The organism is Streptomyces sp. NBC_00210, from assembly GCF_045160975.1.
Taxonomy (GTDB): Bacteria; Actinomycetota; Actinomycetes; order Streptomycetales; family Streptomycetaceae; genus Streptomyces.
Map to the genome: position 1 here is coordinate 7,456,102 of NZ_CP108120.1, position 22,197 is coordinate 7,478,298.

General features: G+C 70.1%; 15 protein-coding genes. 7 read left to right on the forward strand and 8 right to left on the reverse strand.

All coding sequences use genetic code 11. From position 1 onward, the window contains the following. Positions 1-95 precede the first annotated feature (95 nt). On the forward strand, positions 96-1,478 hold the full coding sequence (locus OG729_RS33810) for a TIR-like protein FxsC (protein ID WP_405811376.1): 1,383 nt from the start codon (positions 96-98) through the stop codon (positions 1,476-1,478). Beyond that, positions 1,475-5,449 carry an FxSxx-COOH system tetratricopeptide repeat protein gene (gene fxsT, locus OG729_RS33815; RefSeq protein WP_360870598.1) on the forward strand — a complete coding sequence of 1,325 codons (3,975 nt, stop codon included), beginning with the start codon at positions 1,475-1,477 and terminating at the stop codon, positions 5,447-5,449. Before OG729_RS33810 ends, fxsT begins: the two co-directional genes overlap by 4 nt. Positions 5,450-5,476: 27 nt before the next feature. On the opposite strand, the gene OG729_RS33820 is transcribed toward fxsT, so the two are convergent. From OG729_RS33820 to OG729_RS33830, 3 genes are all read right to left on the reverse strand, one after another. After that, positions 5,477-6,340 carry an alpha/beta hydrolase gene (locus OG729_RS33820; RefSeq protein ID WP_360870601.1) on the reverse strand — a complete coding sequence of 288 codons (864 nt, stop codon included), beginning with the start codon at positions 6,338-6,340 and terminating at the stop codon, positions 5,477-5,479. A 103-nt stretch (positions 6,341-6,443) separates the two neighbouring features. Beyond that, positions 6,444-6,851 (reverse strand): CoA-binding protein, encoded by a 408-nt coding sequence (locus OG729_RS33825; protein WP_405809715.1) that lies wholly within the window; start codon positions 6,849-6,851, stop codon positions 6,444-6,446. Positions 6,852-6,985: 134 nt separating this feature from the next. Beyond that, complete coding sequence (locus OG729_RS33830) at positions 6,986-7,390, reverse strand: DUF5997 family protein (protein ID WP_360870607.1); 405 nt, start codon at positions 7,388-7,390, stop codon at positions 6,986-6,988. Between the two features lie 58 nt (positions 7,391-7,448). Here OG729_RS33830 and OG729_RS33835 point away from each other — a divergent pair, with 58 nt between their 5' ends. After that, a complete protein-coding gene (locus OG729_RS33835) occupies positions 7,449-8,216 on the forward strand; it encodes a LysR substrate-binding domain-containing protein (protein WP_405809718.1) in 768 nt (255 codons plus the stop codon). A gap of 56 nt (positions 8,217-8,272) precedes the next feature. Here the strand turns inward: OG729_RS33835 and OG729_RS33840 are convergent, their stop codons facing one another. Then, on the reverse strand, positions 8,273-10,240 hold the full coding sequence (locus tag OG729_RS33840) for an ABC transporter ATP-binding protein (RefSeq protein ID WP_405811377.1): 1,968 nt from the start codon (positions 10,238-10,240) through the stop codon (positions 8,273-8,275). 482 nt (positions 10,241-10,722) lie between these two features. Then, positions 10,723-13,413 (reverse strand): FG-GAP-like repeat-containing protein, encoded by a 2,691-nt coding sequence (locus OG729_RS33845; protein ID WP_405809719.1) that lies wholly within the window; start codon positions 13,411-13,413, stop codon positions 10,723-10,725. Between the two features lie 237 nt (positions 13,414-13,650). Between OG729_RS33845 and OG729_RS33850 the strand changes: the two genes are divergently transcribed. From OG729_RS33850 to OG729_RS33860, 3 genes are all read left to right on the forward strand, one after another. Beyond that, positions 13,651-14,277 carry a YigZ family protein gene (locus tag OG729_RS33850; RefSeq protein ID WP_360870615.1) on the forward strand — a complete coding sequence of 209 codons (627 nt, stop codon included), beginning with the start codon at positions 13,651-13,653 and terminating at the stop codon, positions 14,275-14,277. Between the two features lie 96 nt (positions 14,278-14,373). After that, a complete protein-coding gene (locus tag OG729_RS33855; protein WP_405809720.1) occupies positions 14,374-15,540 on the forward strand; it encodes an exonuclease SbcCD subunit D in 1,167 nt (388 codons plus the stop codon). After that, positions 15,537-18,827 (forward strand): AAA family ATPase, encoded by a 3,291-nt coding sequence (locus tag OG729_RS33860; protein WP_405809722.1) that lies wholly within the window; start codon positions 15,537-15,539, stop codon positions 18,825-18,827. The genes OG729_RS33855 and OG729_RS33860 overlap by 4 nt, the downstream gene beginning before the upstream one ends. Here OG729_RS33860 and OG729_RS33865 read toward each other — a convergent pair. Beyond that, entirely contained in the window at positions 18,817-19,263 is a 447-nt protein-coding gene (locus OG729_RS33865; protein ID WP_405809723.1) for an Lrp/AsnC family transcriptional regulator, read from the reverse strand. The two genes, OG729_RS33860 and OG729_RS33865, sit on opposite strands and share 11 nt — an antisense overlap. 94 nt (positions 19,264-19,357) lie before the next feature. Between OG729_RS33865 and OG729_RS33870 the strand changes: the two genes are divergently transcribed. After that, positions 19,358-19,840, forward strand: a complete 483-nt coding sequence (locus tag OG729_RS33870; RefSeq protein ID WP_405809724.1) for a rhodanese-like domain-containing protein — start codon at positions 19,358-19,360, stop codon at positions 19,838-19,840. 96 nt (positions 19,841-19,936) lie between these two features. On the opposite strand, the gene OG729_RS33875 is transcribed toward OG729_RS33870, so the two are convergent. Both OG729_RS33875 and OG729_RS33880 read right to left on the reverse strand, forming a co-directional pair. Continuing rightward, positions 19,937-21,619 (reverse strand): DUF885 domain-containing protein, encoded by a 1,683-nt coding sequence (locus tag OG729_RS33875; RefSeq protein ID WP_405809725.1) that lies wholly within the window; start codon positions 21,617-21,619, stop codon positions 19,937-19,939. 63 nt (positions 21,620-21,682) lie between these two features. Further along, a complete protein-coding gene (locus OG729_RS33880) occupies positions 21,683-22,165 on the reverse strand; it encodes an Lrp/AsnC family transcriptional regulator (protein WP_360870632.1) in 483 nt (160 codons plus the stop codon). Between the last annotated feature and the right edge of the window lie 32 nt (positions 22,166-22,197).

The window sequence follows — 22,197 nt, forward strand, 5'->3', positions numbered from 1 at the left end:
ATCAGGCGTGTTCGCGCTGTTCCGCCGAGTAATCGACGTTTCCTACACTGAGGCTCCATCCAGCTGAACCGGGGGAGACGTTGGTGCTTGGATCCATGGAGGCGGGGGGAGATGGGCCAGAACCATACTTTTTCCTCAGCTATGCGCATACGCCCAAGAATCATCCGAAGGACAAAGACCCGAACATCTGGGTGGAGAGGTTCTATCGCGATCTGTGCGCCCACGTGCTGCAGCTGACCTCGCTGCCGGCCGGAGTACCGGCGGGATTCATGGATCAGCAGATGCAGCCCGGGGACGGCTGGCAAGAGCGGCTTTCCGAGGCGCTGGCGCGCTGCAGGGTCTTTGTGCCGCTCTACTCGCCGCGCTATTTCCTGAGCGAGCAGTGCGGCAGGGAATGGTTTGTCTTCTCCAAGCGGGCGGTGCACCACCAGGCGCGCGGCAATGGCAGCACGGTGAGCGGGATAGTCCCCGCGCTCTGGGTGCCGGTGCCTGCGAAGCAGCTGCCGCAGCCTGCCGAGCGGCTGCAGTTCAACCACGCCACCTTCGGCGACGACTACGCCGGCGAGGGGTTCTACGGACTGATCAAGCTCAGATATCTGCGGGACCAGTACGAGCGCGCGGTGTATCTGCTGGCGAAGCGGATCGTCAGTGTGGCGGAGCAGACCCGCATCGCGGAAGGCGACCCGCACCAGGACTACGGGGCGATGCCCAGCGCGTTCGGGCCGCCCGGTCCCGCACGGGAGATCGATGTCTCCGTACTCGCCTGTGCCCAGTCCGACTTACCCGAGGGCCGTGGCGCAGACTGCTACGGCCCACGCCCGCGCGACTGGAATCCGTACCACCCGAAATCGTCCAGGCCGCTCGCCGACCACGCCGTCGACCTCGTCCGGAACCTTGACTACCGGGTGCGCGTCGGGGAGTTCGAGGCCGATGTCGAGCGCCTGCTGGCTGCCGGCGCGCCACAGGCACCGGGACTGCTGCTGCTCGACCGCTGGGCGCTCGAAGCCCCGCACCGCAAAGAGCTGCTGCGGCGGCTGTGTGCCGAGAGCCGGCCGTGGATCAGCGTCATGATCCCCTGGAATCGCGAGGACCCCGAATCCCAGCTGCGCGAGGACGAGTTGCGCACGGCCATCGATGAGTCACTGGCTCCGAGGCAGGAGGAGAGCGGCGGCCATCGGTCGCCGAGCGGCGGTCTCCCCACACTGGAGGTCTTCAGCCAGGAACTGCCGGGCGCGGTCAAGGCCGCCGAGAAACACTACGCGGCCCATGCACGCACCTATCCGCCACAAGGGCCCAGCGCTGCGATCCCGCGAGTGCTTCCGTCCGGGGTCGGCTACGGCGCAGGCGTCCCGGCCTCCCGAGTTCCGGCCTCAGGAGACCCGGCTTCCGGCAACCCCGTCTCCGGCGGGCCGGCATCCACCACCCGTGACGCGGACCAGACAGAGGGCAACGCCGACAAGGGGGAGGGATCGTTGTGACAGAGAACCGCGAAGGGACCATTGTCACCTTTTATTCGTACAAGGGTGGCACGGGCCGCACCATGGCGCTGGCCAATGTCGCCTGGATACTGGCGGCCAACGGCCACCGGGTGCTGGCCGTCGACTGGGATCTTGAAGCACCCGGACTGCACCGCTTCTTCCATCCGTTCCTCGACCTTTCCGATCTGGAGGCCACTCCGGGGCTGATCAATCTGATCACCGAATATCAGGAGGAGGCCCGGCGGGCGGCGGAACGCGAACCGGACTGGCACCGCGACTATGCCCGGGTCAGGCCGCATGCCACGTCGCTCAACTGGGCGTTTCCGCACGGCGGCAGCCTTGACTTCCTCTCCGCCGGCCGACGCAACCGCGACTATTCGTCGACCGTCGGAAGGATGGACTGGGACGACTTCTACGAGCGTTTCGGCGGCGGGCAGTTCTTCGACGCGATGCGCGGCGACATGCGACGGCACTACGACTACACCTTGATCGACAGTCGGACCGGACTCAGCGACATCGCCGATATCTGCACGGTCCAGATGCCTCAGGTCCTGGTGGTCTGCTTCACGCTCAGCGACCAGAGCATCGACGGCGCCTCGGCCGTGGCACGCGACATCGAGGAGCGGTTCCACGACAAGCGCATCCGCATCCTGCCCGTGCCGATGCGGATAGACGACGGCGAGAAGGAGAAGGCGGACGCTGGACGTGCGCTGGCCCGGGAACGCTTCCCCGGACTTCCCGCCGGTCTGAGCGGGGAGGAACTGACCAACTACTGGGGATCGGTGGAGATTCCGTACCGCCCGTTCTACGCCTATGAGGAGATCCTGGCGACCTTCGGAGACGCGCCGAACATCTCGAGTTCAATGCTCACCGCCTGCGAACGGCTCACCTCCGTGCTCACCGACGGTCAGGTGAGCACACTGCCGCCGATCGACGAGGCGGAACGGCTCACGCATGTGATGGCCTATACGCGGCGACGGCCGGCCCCGCCGTCGAATGTGGTGCTGACCTATGTGGCAGAGGACCAGATGTGGGCCGACTGGCTGGAGTCGGTGCTCACCCGCGCCGGCTTCCATGTGCTTCCGGTCGACGTCCGTACGGCCCAACTGGCCAGGATCGAAACGGAACTCGCCGCGGGCGGGGCCTACCGGGTGCTCCCCGTCGTCTCGCAGGCCTTCCTCAGCTCCCGCAGGGCCGGGAACCTGTGGGAGTCGTTCATGAGCCTCGACGCCTCGGGCGCCCGGCGTCAGCTGGTCCCGGTGCGCGTCGGCGACGTACGGCTGAGCCTGCCCATCTCCAGCCGCGGTGTCGTCGACCTGATGCGTCTCGACGAGGCCGACGCGGCGGCCGCGGTGCTGTCCGCGCTGGACCGTGGGGAGTCGGCCGCTTCCCCGGTGGCCGCGACCGGTGGGGCGCGTTACCCCGGCGCCGTTCCCAAGGTCTGGAACGTACGGCCGCGCCACGCCTGGTTCACCGGCCGCACCTCCGTACTCGACCGGCTGCGGGACCAGTTGCGCGGCGACACGCACTCCGCCCAGCGCTTCCCTCAGGTCCTGTACGGACTAGGCGGCGTGGGCAAGACGCAGGTGGCCCGGGAGTACGCGCACCGGTTCCGGTCCGACTACGACCTGGTCTGGTGGGTGGAGGCGGAACAGCCCGACCAGGTGGTGTCGTCGCTGGCAGATCTGGCGGCCGAGCTGGATCTGCGGGCCGGCGACGTGTTCGCCGAGGCGGCACAGGCGGCGATGCAGGCGTTACGGCGCGGGGTTCCGTACTCGCGGTGGTTATTGATCTTCGACAATGTGGATGATCTTGATCAAGCACTGAATCTGCTGCCCGACGACACCGCTCCCATCCCCAACGATGTGTACGGCCACGTTCTCGCCACCTGCCGCAACAAGCCGGTGTCGACCAGGCTGGAGGCGATGGAGGTGGAGGTCTTCACCCGCCCGGAGAGTGTGGAGCATCTGCGCCGCCGGGTGTCGAAGCTGCCGGCCCGGGACGCCGACCTGGTGGCCGAGGCCGTGGGTGACCTCCCGCTCGCGGTGGAGGTGGCGGGCGCCTGGCTCGCGGAGACGGCCACACCCGTGGACTCGTATGTGGAGCAGCTGAAGGAGCAGAGCACCAAGGTTCTTTCGCTGGGCACGCCCGAGGACTACTCGCAGCAGATCGGCGCGACCTGGAAGATCTCCATCAATCGGCTGCGCGAGGAGTCGAGGGCGGCGGTACGGCTCCTTGAAATGTGCTCGTTCTTCTCCGCCGAGCCGATATCGATGCGTCTGATCGGCAGCGACTCCATGTTCCAGTCGCTCCTTCCCTACGACCCCGACCTGCGGGAACGGTACATGCTGGGCAAGGTCATCCAGACGCTGAACAGATTCGCCCTGGCCAAGGTGGACCCGGCGGACAGCAGCATCCAGGTCCACCGGCTCGTCCAGGCCGCGGTCCGGGCCGAACTCTCCCCGGACGAGCGGGAGAAGGCCATGCACGAGGTGCACCGCATTCTCGCGGAGGCCAGGCCCGCGGAAGGAGTGGACAGCGACAACCCGGTCAACGACCCCAAGAGCTGGCCGAGTTTCGAACTGATCTGGCCCCACTTGGGCGCGTCCGGCATCGCCGACTGCGATGAGGAGAACGTACGGCAGTTGATGGTGGACCGCGTCCGCTATCTGCTCAAGCGGGGTGAACTGGAGAGCGCCCGAGTCCTGGGTTCGCAGCTGAACCAGACCTGGACCCGCGACCTGGGCGAGAACGATCTCCAGACCCTGAACATCCGCTTCGAGCTTGCCAACGCGCTGCGCGCACAGGGCAAGTACCAAGAGGCCCGCGAGATGGACGAGGACACCCTCGAACGGCAGATCCAGGTGCTCCACGAGGACCATCCGAACGACGACCACCCCAGCATTCTGATCACCACCGGCAGCCTTGCCGCCGACCTGCGCGCCCTGGGGAGGTTCGACGAGGCGCTCGAACGCGACCTGCGGATCTACCACGGACTACGGCAGATCTTCGGCGAGAATCACCCGCGGACGCTCATCGCCGCCAACAACCTGGCGATCGACTACCGGTTGACCGGCGACAGCGAGCGAGCGCGCCGACTGGACGAGGAAACGGTGGAGCGCCGCAGCGCCCTGCTCGGGGAGGAACACCCGTTCACCCTGACCACCAAAGGGCATCTCGCCCGTGACCTCAGGGAGACCGGCGAGTACCGGTCCTCGGTGCAGGTCCTGCGCGAGGTGGTGGCCGCATTCGAGCGGGTGCTGAACGCGGATGTGCCCGAGGTGCTGCGTACGGCCAAGAGCCTCGCGGTCTCGCTGCGCAAGGCCGGCTACCCGCACGAGGCGAAACGCATCACGGAGGAGACGTACAACCGCTACCGGGAGCGATACGGAACGAAGGTGCCCGACGCCCTGGCATGCGGCCTCAATCTGGCCGCCGACTATTCGGCGGTCGGCGACAAACAGGCGGCCCTGGACCTTGCGGGCCAGATCCTTCAGGGGTACCGGGACACGCTGGGCGAGGACCACCCCTTCACCCTGGCCTGCCGGAACAACGTGACCATCTATCAGCGCGGCCTGGGCGACGCGGCGCAGGCGGCGGAAGCGGGCGAAGGAGTCCGCACGGCGCTGGAACGGACACTGGGGCCGCGCCATCCCTTCACCCTGTGCACCGCGATCAACCTCGCCAACGCCTATGGCGACCTGGGGCAGCAGGACCGCGCGGAGATGTGGGAACGGACCGCTCTCGAAGGCCTGTTGCAGCGCTACGGGCCGGATCATCCGGACGTACTGGCGTGCCGGTCCAATCTCGCGATCACGCTGCGTGCGGCAGGCCGGGAGGAGGAGGGGCAGCGGCTGCGTGCCGAGATTCTGGCGTCGGCCGCCAAACAGCTGGGCGTCGAGCATCCGATCACGGAGGCGGCCCGGGCATGGCGACGCATCAACCGGGACCTCGAACCGCAGCCGGTCTGACCCGGCCGGAAGGAAGCGGCGGGCGGCTCACCGGGTGGCCCAGATCAGTACCTGCGTGAGCACCCGCAGCGCCCCGAAGTGCGCTGCCCCGCGCTCGATCACCAGCTTCGCACCGGGAATCCGCTCGGCCAGCCACCGGGTGTGCTGCACCGGGGCGAAGACATCGTCCTCGCCGTGCCAGAGCAGCACCTTGGCTCTGATGTCCTCGGGCCGGAACTCCCAGTCGGTGCTGAACGACATCACATCGTCGATCCAGCCGCCGGCCGAACTGCGCAGCCCCTCGGCGAAGTTGCGCACCAGCATGGCCCGGATGCCCGCGTCGGCGACGATCTCGCGGTCCGACTCGGGCAGACCGTGGCGCATGGCGGCGACCGAGGCCATCGGGTCGGCCCGGATCGTCACCGTACGGAATTCCAGCGCGGCCGTCAGCTGGCGGTGCCCGGCCGCCGCGTTGATGTACTCGCGGACATTGGACTCGGTCATGCCCTCGAACCAGTCGAGGCCCTGTGCATCGCGCGGAGCGAGGCCGACGAGGGCCGCCGTCCGCACGCTGCGCTCCGGCAGCAGTGCGGCGCAGGCCAGCGCATGAGGGGCGCCGCCGGACCGGCCGACGACGGCGAACTCGGTGATGCCGAGCTCGTCGGCGATGGTTTCGACATCGGCCGCGGCATGGGCCACGCTCCGTCCCGGTAATCGGTCGGACGCGCCGTAGCCGGGACGGTCGAAGGTGATCAGGTGCACTCCCAGCCGGTACAGCACCGCACTGCGGGGAGCCGGTCCCAGCCGGCTGCCAGGGGTGCCGTGCAACAGGAAGACCGGTCTGCCATGCGGGTTCCCGTGCCGCTCCACTGCGAGAGTCCGACCGTCCCGGGTGTGAATCAGCTGCCCCAACTGGTGCCTCCCCCTCCGACCGATACGGGCAAGTATGGGCGCACTCCGAGGGCGCGGTACATAGCCATGGGCGCTCCGGAAGCGCCCTCGGCCGGTCCCCGGGTCAGCCCAGCCGGGGGATCTCGATAGCCGGGCAGCGGTCCATCACCATGTCGAGACCGGCCGCGCGGGCGCGTTCGTACGCCCCCTCGTCGATCACTCCGAGCTGGAACCAGAGGGCCTTTGCGCCGATGGCGACGGCTTCGTCGGCGACCTGCCCCGCCAGGGCGGAGTTGACGAAGACATCGACGACATCGACGGGGAAGGGGATGTCGGCGAGCGTCGCATAGCCCTGCTCGCCGTGGACCGTTTCGGCTTTCGGATGGACCGGGACGATGCGCTTGCCGTAGCGCTGGAGGACGTCGGCGACGCCGTACGCCGCTCGGCGCTGGTTCGACGACAGGCCCACGACCGCCCAGGTGTCGCCGAGCTCGGTGAGGATCTTGCGGATCGTTGCTGGGTCGCCGTACACGGTCGGTCTCCTCTGGCTTCCTGAAAGGGCTGCTGAGGCTGGCAACAGTGGCTACGGGACTGTGATTCCCGGTGAGACGCCGAGGACTTCCAGCGGTCGAGAGAGGTCAGGAACGATGTCGGCGGGGTTGGAGGTCAGGAACGCGGTTGGCGGGGCTGATCGCCTCGCTCCGCGTTCTTCTCCTTGATCCGCACGGCTTCTTTGCGGACCTCGGCCTGGGTGGCGCGTTCCTTTTGCAGCCACTCGGGAAGGTCCTGCTTCAGTTCGTCGATCTGCTCCGTGGTGAGGGCGTCCGTGACTCCGCCACGTGCGAGACCCGCGATGGAGACGCCCAGCTTCGCCGCGACCACCGGCCGGGGATGCGGGCCGTTGCGTCGCAGTTCCACCAGCCACTCGGGCGGATCGGCCTGCAGCGCACTCAGCTCGTCGCGCGAGACGACACCTTCCTGGAACTCGGCGGGGGTGGCCTCGAGGTACACACCCAGCTTCTTTGCCGCGGTGGCGGGCTTCATCGTCTGGGTGGTCTTGTGCGACGTCATGGTGTCAAGAGTATCGAGCGTGTGCGCTACCTCTGACCATGACCGGTAGCCTGGCGCGGTGACAGGCTCGGAAGTATCCCCTTCGTTCCGGCTCGCGTATGTCCCGGGAGTGACGCCCACGAAGTGGGTGCGGATCTGGAACGAGCGGCTGCCCGACGTCCCACTGACCCTCATCGCGGTGTCCGCCGCCGAGGCACCCGACGTGTTGCGGGGCGGGGGCGCCGACGCGGGTTTCGTGCGGTTGCCGATCGACCGGACGGACCTCAGCGCGATCCCCCTCTACACCGAAACGACGGTGGTCGTCGTCCCGAAGGACCATGTCGTGGCAGCGGTCGACGAGGTGTCCGCGGAGGATCTGGCCGACGACATCGTGCTGCATCCCCTCGACGACACCCTCGACTGGGAGCAGCCGCCGGGACGGCCCGCCAACGAGCGCCCCGCCACGACGGCGGACGCCGTCGAACTGGTGGCGGCGGGAGTGGGGCTACTGGTCGTCCCGCAGTCACTTGCCCGCCTGCACCACCGCAAGGACCTCACCTATCGGCCGGTCTCGGACGCCCCCGAGTCGCGCGTCGCGTTGTCGTGGCCGCAGGACGAGACCACCGACCTGGTGGAGGACTTCATCGGGATCGTCCGCGGGCGGACCGTCAACAGCTCTCGGGGGCGCACCCCGGCCCCGGCGCCGGCCCAGCCGAAGCGCAAGCGCCCCGATACAGGCAGCACACGGCAAAAGCCCGCAGCCGGCAAGTCGACCGGCAAGAGCCCACGGAGCGGTTCCGGCGGCGCCAAGGGCGCCAAGCGCGGCAAACCTCGTCGCCGCTCGTAACCCCCACCTCGCGCATCCGTGGGCTCCGGGCAGCGTTCACGGGCGGGACATTTTGCTCATGAGCGCTCCGGGACGGTCGGCGTGCTGGGACGAGGCAGGCCGGGGCGGGCGGCCGGGGCGTACTGAGCGGCCTGGGTGTGGAACATCGCTGCATAGCGTCCGTTCGCCGCGATCAGTTCGTCGTGGCTGCCGTGTTCGGCCAGGCGGCCCTGGTTCAGGACGTAGATGGTGTCGGCGTGGCGCACGCCGGACATGCGGTGGGTGACCAGGACGACGGCGCGCTGTGGGCCGGCCAGGCGCCGGATGCGCTCGAAGGCCTCGATCTCCGCCTCGGGGTCCAGTGCGGAGGTCGGCTCGTCGACGATCAGGATGCTGTCGGCCAGGCAGGTCTCGGTGCGCCAGTGGGTGCGGGCCAGCCCGATCTTCTGCCACTCCCCGCCGCTGATCTCCGATGCACCGCGGAACATCCGGGCCAGCAAGGTCTTCAGCCCGCGGGGCAGTTTCGCTATGACCGGCGTCGCGCCGGCATAGCCGACCGAGGGCTCCAGTTCCTCGTGGGAGGCGGCTTGGTGGGGGCGTCCGATCTGGATGTTCAGCGCGGCGGTCACCGGCCAGCGCTGGAAATCCTGAGTGAGCAGGGTGACCCGTTCGAAGAGATGGGTCCGGTCCAGATCGGTCACCTCCACGCCGCCCCAGCGCACGCAGCCGCTCTGTGGCAGCAGCAGCCCGGCGAGGATCTTCATCAGGGTGCTCTTGCCGGAGCCGTTCTCGCCGACCACTGCGATCACGGAGCCCATCGGTACGGTCAGCGATACCTCGTCCAGTGCGGGTTCGTCCCGGTCGGGGTACTGGTAGCTGACCTTGTCCAGGGCCACCTCGTCCATCCGGACGGGCACGCTTGCACCTCCTTGGGGGATGGCACGCTGCGCCGCCTCGGTGAGGAACCGGTCGTGGTCCTGGACGTACAAGGACTCCTCGTGCAGCTGGTTGATGTTCATCACCAGCGCCCCCAGGCTCGCCGAGCCCGACCGGACAGCGATCACGGCGGTGCCGGCGACCGCAAGCTCCATGTGGCCGGCCACGATGAGCCAGCCCATCACCCCGTAGGTGCAGGCCATGGCGAAGCCGGAGAGTGCCGCAGCCACCAGCTCGGTGACCGCCTTGTCGTTGGCGAGCCGCTTCTGCTCGGCCTCGGCGCTCTCGGCCATGTCTCGGTAGCGGTCCAGCAGGAACGAGCCGACCGCATGGATCCGCACCTCCTGAGCCGCGGTGCGCTCGGTGAGGAGATTGCCGATCAGGCGGCTGGCCCGCATGTGCTCGACCCAGGTCATCACCGACACGTACCGCTCCTGCGCCACCCGCATCGCACCCCACCCGCGCGGGGCGGCGATCAACAGCAGCATCGGCAGCAGCGCCGGGTGCAGGACAGTGAGGACTCCGGCGGTGGCGATCAGGGCGATCGTGCCGTTGAGCGCGGCGACGCAGGCGCCGATCATGCGCCGGGCGGAGGCGGCCCCGTACTGCGCCACGTCGATCAGACGCCGGAACTCCGGGTCCTCGATCGCCTCCAGCTCCACCGCGGTGGCCGCTGCCAGGTATTCGGTAGTGGCCAGTCGCTCCACCAGCGGCTCCAGGCGTCCGGCCCGGGAGGTGGACCAGCCCGCGAGGCCGGCGTTGACCACCGCGACGACCGCGACGGTGATCAGGGCGGGCAGGGCCGTATGCAGCCGTTCGACCGGGGTGCCGCCGCCGAGCAGGGCGTGCATCACCGCGTTGACCGCGAGCAGGCTCACCGCGGCCACGATGCCCTGCCCGATCTCGCTCACCCCCACCCCCAGCAGCGACGGCCGGTCCGCCTGCCAGGCCCGGCGCAGTGTCCCGCGCACCAGCCGCGGCATGACCCGGATCGCTGTGAGCATCGTCAAGTCCAGCCAGGCCCGCTCATGTTCGGACCAGCCCGTGTCGTACCGCAGCGGCCCCCCGAACAGCTCCCGCTCCGCCTCGGAGACCACGGGCTCGGTCATCCGTACCTGCCCGAAGAACCTCTTCACGCCGCATCACTCCCGCCCGGGACCGGAGGAGTGACGCTCGCGACCCGGCCGTCGCCGGGCCGCGGTAACCACGAGGGGCGCGGCGTCGGCCTGAGTGACGCCAACTGCTTTCGGAGACGGGAAGTGTCGGACACACACGGGTCGATGGCAGGCGAAGGCAGGGGATCCACGACGTCTCCTCAGGGGACAGTGGGGATGAGAGTGCCCGGAGAACGTGCCTGATCAACACCCCGTCACGGCGCCGGACGGATGAATCTTCGGGCGAGGGTTCGATTGTGGCGCAGGGGCAAGTGCCGCTTTCAGGGATTGGCTCGGCTATCACTCCCATCGGTGCCGACGAGGGCCAACCCGCCCCGGGGCGCGTGGATGTGCACAACGAGGCCGGCCGTACGGCCCGGGCCCCGTGGGGGAGCCTGGGCCGTACGGCCGGCCAGGGTTGGGCGGGGTTGGGCGGGTTATGGCGTCAGCACCTGTCCGATGCGGACACCGGTGGGAGCACCCAGGGCCGTGGTGCCGTAGTAGATGCCCGAGGTGGTGACAATCCCGCTGCCGGCGCTGTTGTCGAGCTGCAGGATGGTGCCGTTGTTCGCGTCCTCACCGTCCGCGCCGATGGCCAGATCGGCGCGGCCGTAGCCGGACAGATCGGTGAGCGAGACGGACGAACCGAGACGGTCACCGGCCTCGGCGTCGCCGGGGATGCCGGTGGTGTCCTGCGTGTACGCGGAGGAACCGGTGCCCGTCGGGCCCGCGGCCGAGCCGCGCAGCAGGATCACCATGCCCGCGTCCGCGCGAGTGGACCCACTGCGCGTGATGTCCTCGCCCGGCACGCCCGTGAGGACGTCCGCGTATCCGTCGAGATTGAGATCGCCGACGGATACGGACGCGCCCATGTCGTCGCCGGTTTCGCCGACTTCCGGAACGTTCGTCGAGTCCTGGTGGAGCGTGATCCGGCCGGTGGAGGTCAGACCGGTGGACGAGCCGAGGACGACGGTCACCGCGCCTCCCTTGGCGGTCGTGCCGGACTCGGTGGCCGAGGGCTGGCCCACGGCGAGGTCGGTGTAGCCGTCGCCGTTGATGTCGCCGGCGGCCAGGCTGCGCCCGCCTCGTGCGTCGAGGATGCCGACGCGCTGGAGGCCTGAGGCGGAGCCCTTCAGCCACAGGAGCCGGGAAATCCCGCTGGGGTCACGGAAGTTGACAGCGACGTCGGCGTACCCGTCCTTGTTGAAGTCGCCGGTGGCGGCCGCGGCGTAGGCGACGGGGCCGGTGTAGGCGGCGGTGTTCAGCAGGCCGGACTTCGCGGTGCCGCCGGCGGAGTCGTACGCCCACCAGCGGCCCGGCACACCGGGGGCGACGGAGAAGACGTCCGCCTTGCCGTCGGCATTGAAGTCACCCGCGGCGACGGTCGTGCCCAGCTTCTCGCCGTTCGTACGGACGGCGGCATCGGTCCAGTACGCCTTGCCGGTGGTGAACGCCGGGCCGTACATGACGCTGACGGAGCCCGTGTCGACCTGGCTGGCCAGCTCGTTCTCGCCGGGGACGCCGATGACCAGGTCGGCGTAGCCGTCGCCGTTGACGTCCCCGTACGCGGAGGAGGTTCCGAAGGCGTCACCGCTCTCGGAGCGGCCGGGCACACCCGGGCTCTCCTGGTTGAGGGTGCGCCGGCCGGCGTCGGTCGGGCCGTTCAGGGTGCCGGGCAGAACCGTGACCGAGCCGTCGCCGCTCGCGACCCGCGGCAGGCCCGCGACCAGATCGGTGATGCCGTCCCGGTTGAAGTCGGCGGTCGGGATGGCGGAGTTGCGGCCGGGGCCGGCCGCGAAGTCGCGAATCGAGGAAAGCTTGGCGTAGAGGTTCTTGCCCGGGCACGCGGTCGCGTAGGCGTCACGGTGACCCGAGATCACGCTCATCGTGGCCTGCTGGCCCTCGGTCCACTTGCCGGTGTTGCCCTGGGCGGTCAGTGTCACCGTGCCCTTCGGGTTGCCGCCGTACTGGCCGAGCTTCCAGGCGGCGACGCGGGCGGCCGACTGCAGCGCGGCGGTGGTCGGCTTACCCGCCGGCTTGCCCGTGGCGGTATCGCCCTCGAAGTCACCGAGGAGGGCGATGCCGGTGGAGTAGCTGTTGAAGCCGTATGTGTGGGCGCCCTTGACCGGCAGGTCGATGCCGCCGGCGCGGCCCTCGAAGATCTGGCCGCACTTGTCGACCAGGAAGTTGTAGCCGAGGTCGTTCCAGCCCTCGGTCTTGACGTGGTACGTCATGATGCCGCGGACCAGTGCGGCCGACTCCGCGCAGCTGTAGTTGTTCGAGCCGACGGTGTGGTGGATGAAGACCGCCTGCACCTTCTCGATGTACTCGGCGGGGTCGTCGACCATCGACTCGTCCGCGCCCCACTGCGCCCGGTTGATGATCGGCGGCTGCTGCACCGTCGACGGCAGTGGCGTCGGCTTGGTGGGGGTCGGCGTCGGGGTCGCGGTCGGCGATGGAGCCGTCACCGACGCCGATGGTGCCGCCGTTTCGGTCGGGACGCTCGTCGGCGAGGCCGAGTCGGACGCAGTCACGGAATCGGTCGGCGACGGCGAGTCCGTCGGGACGCCGGGTTCGCTCGCGGAGGGGGACGGGGTCTCGTCCACGGCGAATGCGGCGCTGTCCATGAGCGGAGCTGCCGGGTTCTTGGCCTCGGCCTTGCTGACGCCGGGGTCGACCATGTGCAGTTTGAGGCCCTTGGGGAGGGACTTGCCTGATTTCACCCGAACCTGCACCGCGGTCGACGGGCCCACCCACAGCGGCTCGGACGCGCCCTGGGCCGTGCTCCCCTCGGGGGAGTCCGGCCGGTCTGCGTCCAGCTCGAGCGCCTGCCAGCCGGACCACTTGCCGGTCTCCGCGTCACGGGTACGCACCTGGGCCGTGCCCTCGACCTCGGCGGCGGCGCTGTCCCAGCCGATGCCGACGAGGGAGAACGGCTCGGTGTCGGTGGTCGGCAGCTCCCTGTCGTTCGATGCGCCCTTGGTGATCTGGAGCGTGCGGAGTTTCGCCGCCCGCTCCTCCTGGTGCTGCTTCCTCGGCGGGTCGGACGGGTTGGCCATGGCTATGGTGACCACCCCCGCCCCGCCGAGGACGACGGCGCCCACGGTCAGCCAGACTCGGCGCTTCATGCTCAGTGGTCTGTACGCATGCGACGTACGCGGGCTCAAGTGCCCCACCTTTCCCGAAAGTCCATTTGCGGCACGCCCGTCACATGGGCGACCCGCACTACCCAGCGCCGGCCTCCGCCGAAACATCACAGGTGCGGGCCGGATGTGCGGTGGATCACAGGTGAGTGCCTCCCTTCGCGTTCCCTTCCGCGCATTCCCCCGGCGCCTTCCGCTCTGTGCGGCGCATAGGGTGGCCGGATGCAGGAGCAGTACCGGACGGTCGCCCGCGAGGGTGTGCACGAGACCGAGATCAACAGATCGCGCTTCATCTGCGCGCTGGCGCCCGCCGCGACGGAGGAGGAGGCGCAGGCCTTCGTCGCACGCATCCGCAAGGAGCACCCGACCGCCACGCACAACTGCTTCGCATACGTCATCGGCGCCGACGCGGCCGTGCAGAAGGCGAGCGACGACGGTGAGCCGGGCGGCACGGCCGGTGTGCCCATGCTGCAGATGCTGATGCGGCGTGAGGTCCGTTATGTCGTAGCTGTGGTCACTCGCTACTACGGCGGTGTGAAACTCGGCGCGGGTGGGCTGATCAGGGCGTACGGCGGAGTGGTCGGCGAAGCCCTGGACGCGCTCGGCACCCTCACCAGGCAGCGCTTCCGGCTCGCCACCGTCACCGTCGACCATCAGCGGGCGGGCAGGCTGGAGAACGATCTGCGGGCGACCGGACGCGATGTGCGCGAGGTGCGGTACGGGGAGGCCGTGACCATCGAGATCGGTCTGCCCGACGCCGATGTGGACGCCTTCCGCGGCTGGTTGGCCGACGCCACGGCGGGCACGGCGGGGCTGGAGCTGGGCGGTGAAGCGTATGGAGACGCCTGAAGGTGCCCTTACGCCTGAAGGTGCCCTTACGCCTGAAGGTGCCCTTACGCCTGAAGCCGCCCGCGATGTCCGACCCCACCGATACTCTCGGGGATCATGAGATTCCTGCATACGTCGGACTGGCACCTGGGGCGGTCGCTCCACCGGGTGAGCATGCTCGACGCCCAGTCCGCGTTCCTCGACCACCTGGTGGCGACGGTGCGCGAGCGCGACGTGGACGCGGTGCTGGTCGCAGGAGATGTGTACGACCGGGCGGTGCCGCCGCTCACGGCCGTGGAGTTGTTCGACGAGGCGCTGCACCGGCTCGCCGGAGCGGGTGTGCCGACCGTGATGATCTCCGGGAACCATGACTCGGCGCGGCGGCTCGGCGTGGGTGCCGGGCTGATCGAGCGCGCCGGCATACATCTGCGCACCGACCCGGCCGGGTGCGCCACCCCCGTGCTGCTCGGCGACGCGCACGGCCCGGTCGCCTGCTATGGGCTGCCCTATCTCGAACCCGCCCTGGTGAAGGACGAGTTCAAGACGGAGAAGGCGCACCACGAGGCCGTCATCGGCGCGGCGATGGAGCGGGTACGGGACGACCTCGCGAAGCGCGAGCCGGGCACCCGGTCCGTCGTCCTCGCCCATGCCTTCGTTGCGGGCGGCCAGGAGAGCGACAGCGAGCGGGACATCACCGTCGGCGGCGTGTCCGCCGTACCCGCAGGGGTTTTCCACGGCGTCGACTATGTCGCCCTCGGCCATCTGCACGGCTGCCAGACCATCAACGAGCACGTGCGCTACTCGGGCTCGCCCCTCGCGTACTCCTTCTCGGAGTCGCAGCACCGAAAGACGATGTGGCTCATCGACCTCGGCGCGCAGGGCGAGATCGGCGCGGAGCGAATCGACTGTCCCGTGCCGCGGCCCCTCGCCCGGCTGCGCGGGACGCTGGAGGAACTGCTGGAGGACCCGGCGTCGGCGGCGCACGAGCAGTCGTTCGTCGAGGCGACCCTCACCGACCCGGTGCGCCCGGCCGAGCCGATGGCGCGGCTGGCCGAGCGCTTTCCGTACACGCTGAGCCTCGTCTTCGAGCCCGAGCGCTCCGACGGCGACGCGGCCGCCTCGTACGCGCAGCGGCTGAAGGGGCGCGACGACCAGCAGATCGCGGAGGACTTCGTGGCCCATGTGCGCGGCGGCAGCGGACCCGATGACCGGGAGCGCACGGTGCTGCGCGACGCTTTCGACTCCGTACGGGTCGAGATGGGCGTGCGCGAGGTGGCCGGGTGAGACTGCACAGGCTGAGCGTCACCGCCTTCGGCCCGTTCGGCTCGGGCCAGGAGGTCGACTTCGACGCGCTCTCGGCCGCCGGGATCTTTCTCCTGCATGGGCCGACGGGCGCGGGCAAGACGTCTGTCCTCGACGCGGTCTGCTTCGCGCTGTACGGAGCGGTGCCGGGTGCGCGGCAGAGCCCGGGGGCGTCACTGCGCAGCGACCATGCCGCGGCCGGGACATACACCGAGGTGTGCCTCGAACTGACCGTGGGCGGACGGCGGTTGGAGATCACCCGGCGGCCCGCGCAGCCGCGCCCCAAGAAGAAGAGCGCCGGCTTCACCACCGAGAAGGCCCAGAGCTGGCTGCGGGAGTACGACTGGGAAGCGGGGGAGTGGAAGGCGCTCAGCCGTTCCCACCAGGAGATCGGCGACGAGATCACCCAGCTCGTCGGGATGAGCCGGGACCAGTTCTGCCAGGTGGTGCTGTTGCCGCAGGGCGACTTCGCGCGCTTCCTGCGTGCGGATGCGGAGGCGCGGGGCAAGCTGCTCGGGCGGCTCTTCGACACCCGGCGGTTCGCCGCGGTCGAGGAGCGCCTTGCCGAGCAGCGGCGCGGGGCCGAGCAGCAGGTGCGGGCCGGTGACGAGCGGCTGCTCGCGATCGCCCACCGGATGGAGCAGGCCGCGGGCGCGGCAGCGGGCGACTGGCCGCCGCCGCGCCGGCAACCGGGCGATCCCGGGCTCGCCGCGGCCGTCCTGGAATGGGCGGCCGTCGCCCGCGCGGGCGCGCGAGAGCGGCTGGACATCGCCGGGTGCGCGCTGGCCGCGGCCGAGAGCCGGCAGGCCGCAGCCCGCCATGCGCTGGAAGCCGAACGGGAACTCGCCGGCCTTCAGGAGCGCTACGAGGACGCCCGGCGACGACATGCCGCACTGGAGGTGCGGCGTCCCGAGCGGGAGCAGCTGCAGGCCACCTTGCAACGGGCCCGCAAGGCGGAGCTCGTCGAACCCGCGCTGAGGCTGCGGGACGACGCCGAGCGGGACCAGCGGGTCGCGAGCGCGGACCGCGAGCGGACACGCACCGGGCTGCCGCCGGAGCTCGCCGAGGCCGGGGCCGAGCAACTGGCGGCCCTGGAGCGGGGACTTCGCCAGGACCTGGGTGGTCTCGACGCCGCGCGGCGTGCGGAGCGACGCAGCGCGGAGATCACCCGCGAACGCGCGGACCTCGAACGCCAGGCGCGGGCGGACGACGACATCCTCCAGGACGCGGCGGGCTGGCTGGCGAACTGGGCGACCGTACGCCGCACCCACCAGGACCGGATCGCAGCGGCGCAGGATGCCGCCACCCGCGCGGAACACCTCGCGGGCCGGCTCGACCCCGCCCGCCGCAGACTGCGCGCGGCCCGCGAACGGGACGAGCTGGCGGCCCGCACGGAGCAGGCCGCGGAACTGCTGCGCTCGGCCCATGAGCACGCCAACGCGACCCGTGAAAGCTGGCTCGACCTCAAGGAACGCCGACTCCGTGGCATCGCGGCGGAGTTGGCGACCGGCCTGGTGCCGGGCGATCCGTGCGCGGTCTGCGGCTCGCCGGACCATCCCGCGCCGGCCCGCGCGGGAGCCGGTCATGTGGACCGGGCGGCGGAGGACGCGGCGTACGCGGACTACACGCGCGCGGACGCGACGAGGGGGGCGGCGGAACGCGAACTTGCGGTGGTGCGCGAGGCGTTCACAACGGCGAGAAACGAGGCGCGGGCCGCGCGGGGCGCTGACCTCGGCGCGGCGGAAGGCGATGCGGCGTCGGGGGGCTCGGTTGCGGCGGCCAGGCCCGCGGAGGGCTCGGCGCCGGGGCCGAGCCGTGAGGTGGATGTGGCCGGGGGCGGCTCCGCGGAAAGCCGCATTCCGGGGCTCGGGGACGAGCTCGATGCGCCGGAGGGCTCGGCCCCTCGAGTGGGCTCGTCCCCTGGCGCCGGCCCTGCGGCCGATGAGGCGGCGGGCAGGCCCGCCGGAGGCGGCCCTGCGGCAGCTGAGTATCGCGATCCCGATGTGCGCGAACTGACCACCCTCGTCCAGCAGTTGGAGATCGAGCACTCGCAAGCCCACCGCATCGCCTCCGGTATGCACGCTGCCCGCGAAGCCCTCGATCAGGCCGAGCGTGAGCACCAGGAGCGGCTTGTCGCACAGCAGCAGGCCGAGCGGCGGGTTGCCGCCCGCACGTCGCAGCGGGAAGCACTCGAGCGGGAACAGACTGCCCTCGAAGGCGAGTTGGCCCTGGCCAGGGGCGGCGCCGGCAGTGTTGCCGAGCATGCCGCGCTGTTGGAGCGCCGGGTGCGGCTGCTCGGCGAGGCCGTCGATGCCGTGCGGGCCTTCGACGTCACCGCGCAGCGGTTGAAGGAGGCCGACGACCGGCTGGCCGACGCGGCGTTCCGGGCCGGGTTCGACACGCCGCGTGCCGCTTCCGCCGCGCTGGTCGGCGATGCGGAACAGCGCGAACTGCAGCACCGTATCGACGCCTGGCAGACCGAGGCCGCCGCCGTCGCCGACCGGCTCGCCGAGGCGGAGACCCGCAGTGCCGCCGAGCATCCGCCCGCCGACCCCGAGGCGGCCGGGGCGGCCCACGACCCGGCCGAGCGTCTCCTGCGCGACGCCGCGTCCGCGCTCGCTGCGGCCCGCGACCGGTGCGCGGAACTGGCCAGGCTGTCCCGCCAGGCCGTCGCGGAAGTGCGCGGACTCGGCCCGCTGCGCGAGGAGTACGACCGGGTCGCCCGGCTGGCCGGGCTCACGGCCGGCACCTCCGCGGACAACGAACGCAAGATGCGGCTCGAGTCGTACGTTCTCGCGGCCCGCCTCGAACAGGTCGCGGCCGCCGCCACCGCACGGCTGCAGCGTATGTCCTCCGGCCGCTACACCCTCGTGCACTCCGACGCCCGGGCCGGCGGCAAGCGCTCCGGGCTCGGGCTGCATGTCGTGGACGCCTGGACCGGCAGTGAGCGCGACACCTCGACGCTCTCCGGCGGCGAGACCTTCTTCGCCTCGCTCGCCCTCGCGCTCGGCCTCGCCGATGTCGTCACCGACGAGGCCGGGGGCGTACGGCTGGACACCCTCTTCATCGACGAGGGCTTCGGCAGCCTGGACGACCAGACCCTGGACGAGGTGCTCGACGTACTCGACTCGCTGCGTGAACGGGACCGCAGCGTCGGCATCGTCAGCCATGTCGCCGATCTGCGCCGCCGTATCCCGGCACAGCTGGAGATCGTCAAGGAGCGGCACGGTTCGGTGGTGCGGCTCCGCTCGGCCCCGCTCAGCGGCTGATCGGCCGGCGCGGCAGTGGCGAGGAGTAGACGACGCTCGTCGTCACCGAGCCGAGCGCGCCGATCCTGCCCGCGACCTGTTCGAGATGGCTCATGGACCGGGTGGCGACCTTGATCACGAAGCAGTCGTCGCCGGTCACATGGTGTGCCTCAAGAATCTCGGGCGTCGTGTCCAGCAGATCGTGGAACGGCTTGTAGTTGCCGTGCGGATAGCGCAGCCGTACGAACGCGAGGACCGGCAGGCCCAGCCGCTCCTGGTCGACCACCGCGGTGTACCCCGATATGACGCCCGCGTCCTCCAGCCGCCGCACCCGCTCCGTGACCGCGCTCGCGGACATGGAGACGGCCCTCGCCAGCTCGGCGAAGGTGGCCCGGCCCTGGTGCTGCAGGGCATGAAGGATGCGCCAGTCAGTGGCGTCCGGTGAATATCCGGTCATGTGAGAGAGATAGCAGCGCAATCCCCGGCCGATCAAGACAACTGCCGGGGAATCTCACTTCAGCCGCGCGATCACCGACCGTAGATTTTCCGTCATGACGACGACGCAGCTCACCACGAACCCCGTCCTTCGCGTTCCGCCGGCCCCGCCCGCCGCTGCGGCCGCCTACTTCCGTGCCCACCTGGCCTTTCACGCCGATGTCTCCGACGTCGCCTCGGCGCTGGCGGCCGGCGGCGACCCCGGATTCGTCGTCCTCGACTCCCGGTCCAACGAGTCCTGGGACCAGGGGCACGTTCCCGGTGCGATCCACCTGCCGACCGCGCTGATCCCCGAGCAGGCAGAGCAGCTGCTGGACAGGTCGGTGCCCGTCGTCACGTACTGCTGGGGCCCGGGCTGCAACGGTGCGACCCGCGCCGCGCTGGCCCTCGCCGAACTCGGCTATCAGGTCAAGGAGATGCTCGGCGGGTTCGAGTACTGGGCGCGTGAGGGCTTCGAGTTCGAGACCTGGGAGGGCGCACGGAGGAGGGCGGCCGACCCGCTGACCGCGCCGCTCGCCGCGGACGACTGCGGCTGCTGATCCGCGAGCCGTTGGCGTCGACGGCGGCAACGGTGGCCGGGCTCATGCCATGCGGGCGAGCCCGGTCACCGCCCCGTACGTCAGAGCTTCGCACCGTCAGAGCTTGGAGAGCTCGTCGACCAGATCGTCCAGCCCCATCGAACCCTGCGAGAGCGCGGCCATGTGCCACGCCTTCGCGTCGAACGCATCGCCGTGCGCCCGGCGAGCGTTCTCGCGGCCCAGCAGCCAGGCCCGTTCACCCAGCTTGTAGCCGATCGCCTGGGCCGGCATCGACAGATACCGCGTCAGCTCGCTCTCCACGAACTCCGCGGGCCGCCCGCTGTGCTTGCCGAAGAACTCCTGCGCCAGCTCCGGAGTCCAGCGCTCGCCCGGATGGAACGGCGAGTCCGCCGGAATCTGCAGCTCCAGATGCATGCCGATGTCGACGATCACTCGACACGCCCGCATCATCTGGGCGTCCAGATAGCCGAGCCTGCGTTCCGGGTCCGGCAGAAAGCCCAGCTCGTCCATCAGCCGCTCCGCATACAGTGCCCAGCCCTCGGCGTTGGCGCTGACGCCGCCGACCGTCGCCTGGTAGCGGGAGAGCTGATCGGCGACATGCGCCCACTGCGCGATCTGCAGATGGTGGCCGGGCACACCCTCGTGGTACCAGGTCGACACCAGGTCGTACACCGGGAAGCGGGTCGCGCCCATCGTCGGCAGCCAGGTCCGGCCGGGCCTGGTGAAGTCCTCCGAGGGGCCGGTGTAGTACGGGGCTGCCGCACCGCCGGGCGGAGCGATCCGGGACTCCACCTTCCGTACCCGCTCGGCGAGTTCGAAGTGCGTGCCGTCCAGCGCCTCAATGGCCTCGTCCATCAGCTTCTGCAGCCAGACCCGTACCTCCTCGACGCCCTCGATGTGCTCGCCGTGCACGTCGAGATGCGCAAGTGCCTCCCAGGGCTCCGCGCCGGGCAGGATCTTGTCCGCCTCGGTCTTCATCTCGGCCAGCAGCCGGTGGTATTCGGACCAGCCGTACGCATACGCCTCGTCGAGATCGAGGTCGGTTCCGTTGAAGAAGCGCGACCAGCGGGCGTAACGCTCGCGGCCGACGGTGTCGGGCGCGTCCGCGACGGCCGGCGCGTAGACATCGCGCATCCAGTCGCGCAGGTCGGACAGGGCACCGGTGGCCACGTGGGCCGCTTCGGCGAGTTCGGCGCGGAGCGTGAGGGGGCCGTCCGCGACGAAATCCTCGAACCAGCTGTGGCCGGTACCGAGCCAGTCCGTCATTTGGCTGATATTCGTCTGTGTGGCACGTGGACCGCCGAACAACTTGCGCTCAAGTCCCAGTGCCAGTGAGGCCCGGTAACCCTCAAGCGCATGCGGCACCGCACGGAGCCGCTGCGCGATGGCCGCCCAGTCCTCTTCGGTCTCCGCCGGTGTCACGGTGAACACCTCGCGCACCGTATGTACGGGCGAGCGCAGATTGCTCACCGTGCGCAGCCCTTCATCCGCCTCGTGAACAGCGAGTTCGGCCGTCAGACGCTCCCGTAGCAACCGGCCGCAGCGCCGCTCCGCATCGCTCTTCGCGCCCGGCAGCTTCTCGGCGTCGTCGAGCCGGGCCAGTGTCTCCCGGGCGAGTTCGGCGAATCGCTCCTGACCTGCGGGGGAGTAGTCGGGAAGGAGGCCCGAGCTCTCCTTGATCCCGAGAAAAGTGCCGATGGTCGGATCGAGTTCGATGAGTGCGTCGACGTACGCGTCGGCGACCTGGCGCGGCAGCGCGCTGCTGAGGGTGACTGGCATGCGCACATCCTCATACGAGTGGGGCCCCCGCGTCACCATCATCGGATCTCAGCGGCCTGTCAGTCACCCCTGCGTGGCGGGCGGAAGCAGCGGGCCGCAGTCCCACTGCTGGAAGATCAACCGGGTCTCGACACGGGCGACTTCGGGCCGTGAGGTGAACTCGTCCACGACCAGACGCTGCAGATCCGCCGTGTCCGCCACGGCCACGTGCACCAAGTAGTCGTCGGGCCCGGTGAGATGGAACAGCGCCCGCGACTCGGGCAGCGCACGGATGCGTTCCACGAACGGGCCGATCAGTTCACGTCGGTGCGGACGCACCTGGACTGAGAGCAGCGCCTGCAGCCCGCGGCCGAGCCGGGCCGGGTCCAGTGCCAGCCGGTGCCCGAGGATCACACCGGAGCGGCGCAGCCTCGCCACCCGGTCCAGGCAGGTGGAGGGAGCCACTCCGACCTCCGCCGCAAGATCGCGATAGGTGGTCCGGGCGTCGTTCTGCAGCAGGCGGAGTATCTGGAGATCCACCGGGTCGAGAGCGACAGTTTCAGCCATTCGCCGAACGTAGCACGGGCTCAGGCCAAAAC

Excerpts from the sequence above, each read along its gene's own strand:
- OG729_RS33810 (WP_405811376.1), top strand. The coding sequence starts at position 96 with ATGGAGGCGGGGGGAGATGGGCCAGAACCATACTTTTTCCTCAGCTAT.
- OG729_RS33830 (WP_360870607.1), bottom strand. The coding sequence starts at position 7,390 with ATGACGTCGCACAAGACCACCCAGACGATGAAGCCCGCCACCGCGGCA.
- OG729_RS33840 (WP_405811377.1), bottom strand. The coding sequence starts at position 10,240 with ATGACCGAGCCCGTGGTCTCCGAGGCGGAGCGGGAGCTGTTCGGGGGG.
- OG729_RS33845 (WP_405809719.1), bottom strand. The coding sequence starts at position 13,413 with ATGAAGCGCCGAGTCTGGCTGACCGTGGGCGCCGTCGTCCTCGGCGGG.
- OG729_RS33850 (WP_360870615.1), top strand. The coding sequence starts at position 13,651 with ATGCAGGAGCAGTACCGGACGGTCGCCCGCGAGGGTGTGCACGAGACC.
- OG729_RS33855 (WP_405809720.1), top strand. The coding sequence starts at position 14,374 with ATGAGATTCCTGCATACGTCGGACTGGCACCTGGGGCGGTCGCTCCAC.
- OG729_RS33865 (WP_405809723.1), bottom strand. The coding sequence starts at position 19,263 with ATGACCGGATATTCACCGGACGCCACTGACTGGCGCATCCTTCATGCC.
- OG729_RS33870 (WP_405809724.1), top strand. The coding sequence starts at position 19,358 with ATGACGACGACGCAGCTCACCACGAACCCCGTCCTTCGCGTTCCGCCG.
- OG729_RS33875 (WP_405809725.1), bottom strand. The coding sequence starts at position 21,619 with ATGCCAGTCACCCTCAGCAGCGCGCTGCCGCGCCAGGTCGCCGACGCG.
- OG729_RS33880 (WP_360870632.1), bottom strand. The coding sequence starts at position 22,165 with ATGGCTGAAACTGTCGCTCTCGACCCGGTGGATCTCCAGATACTCCGC.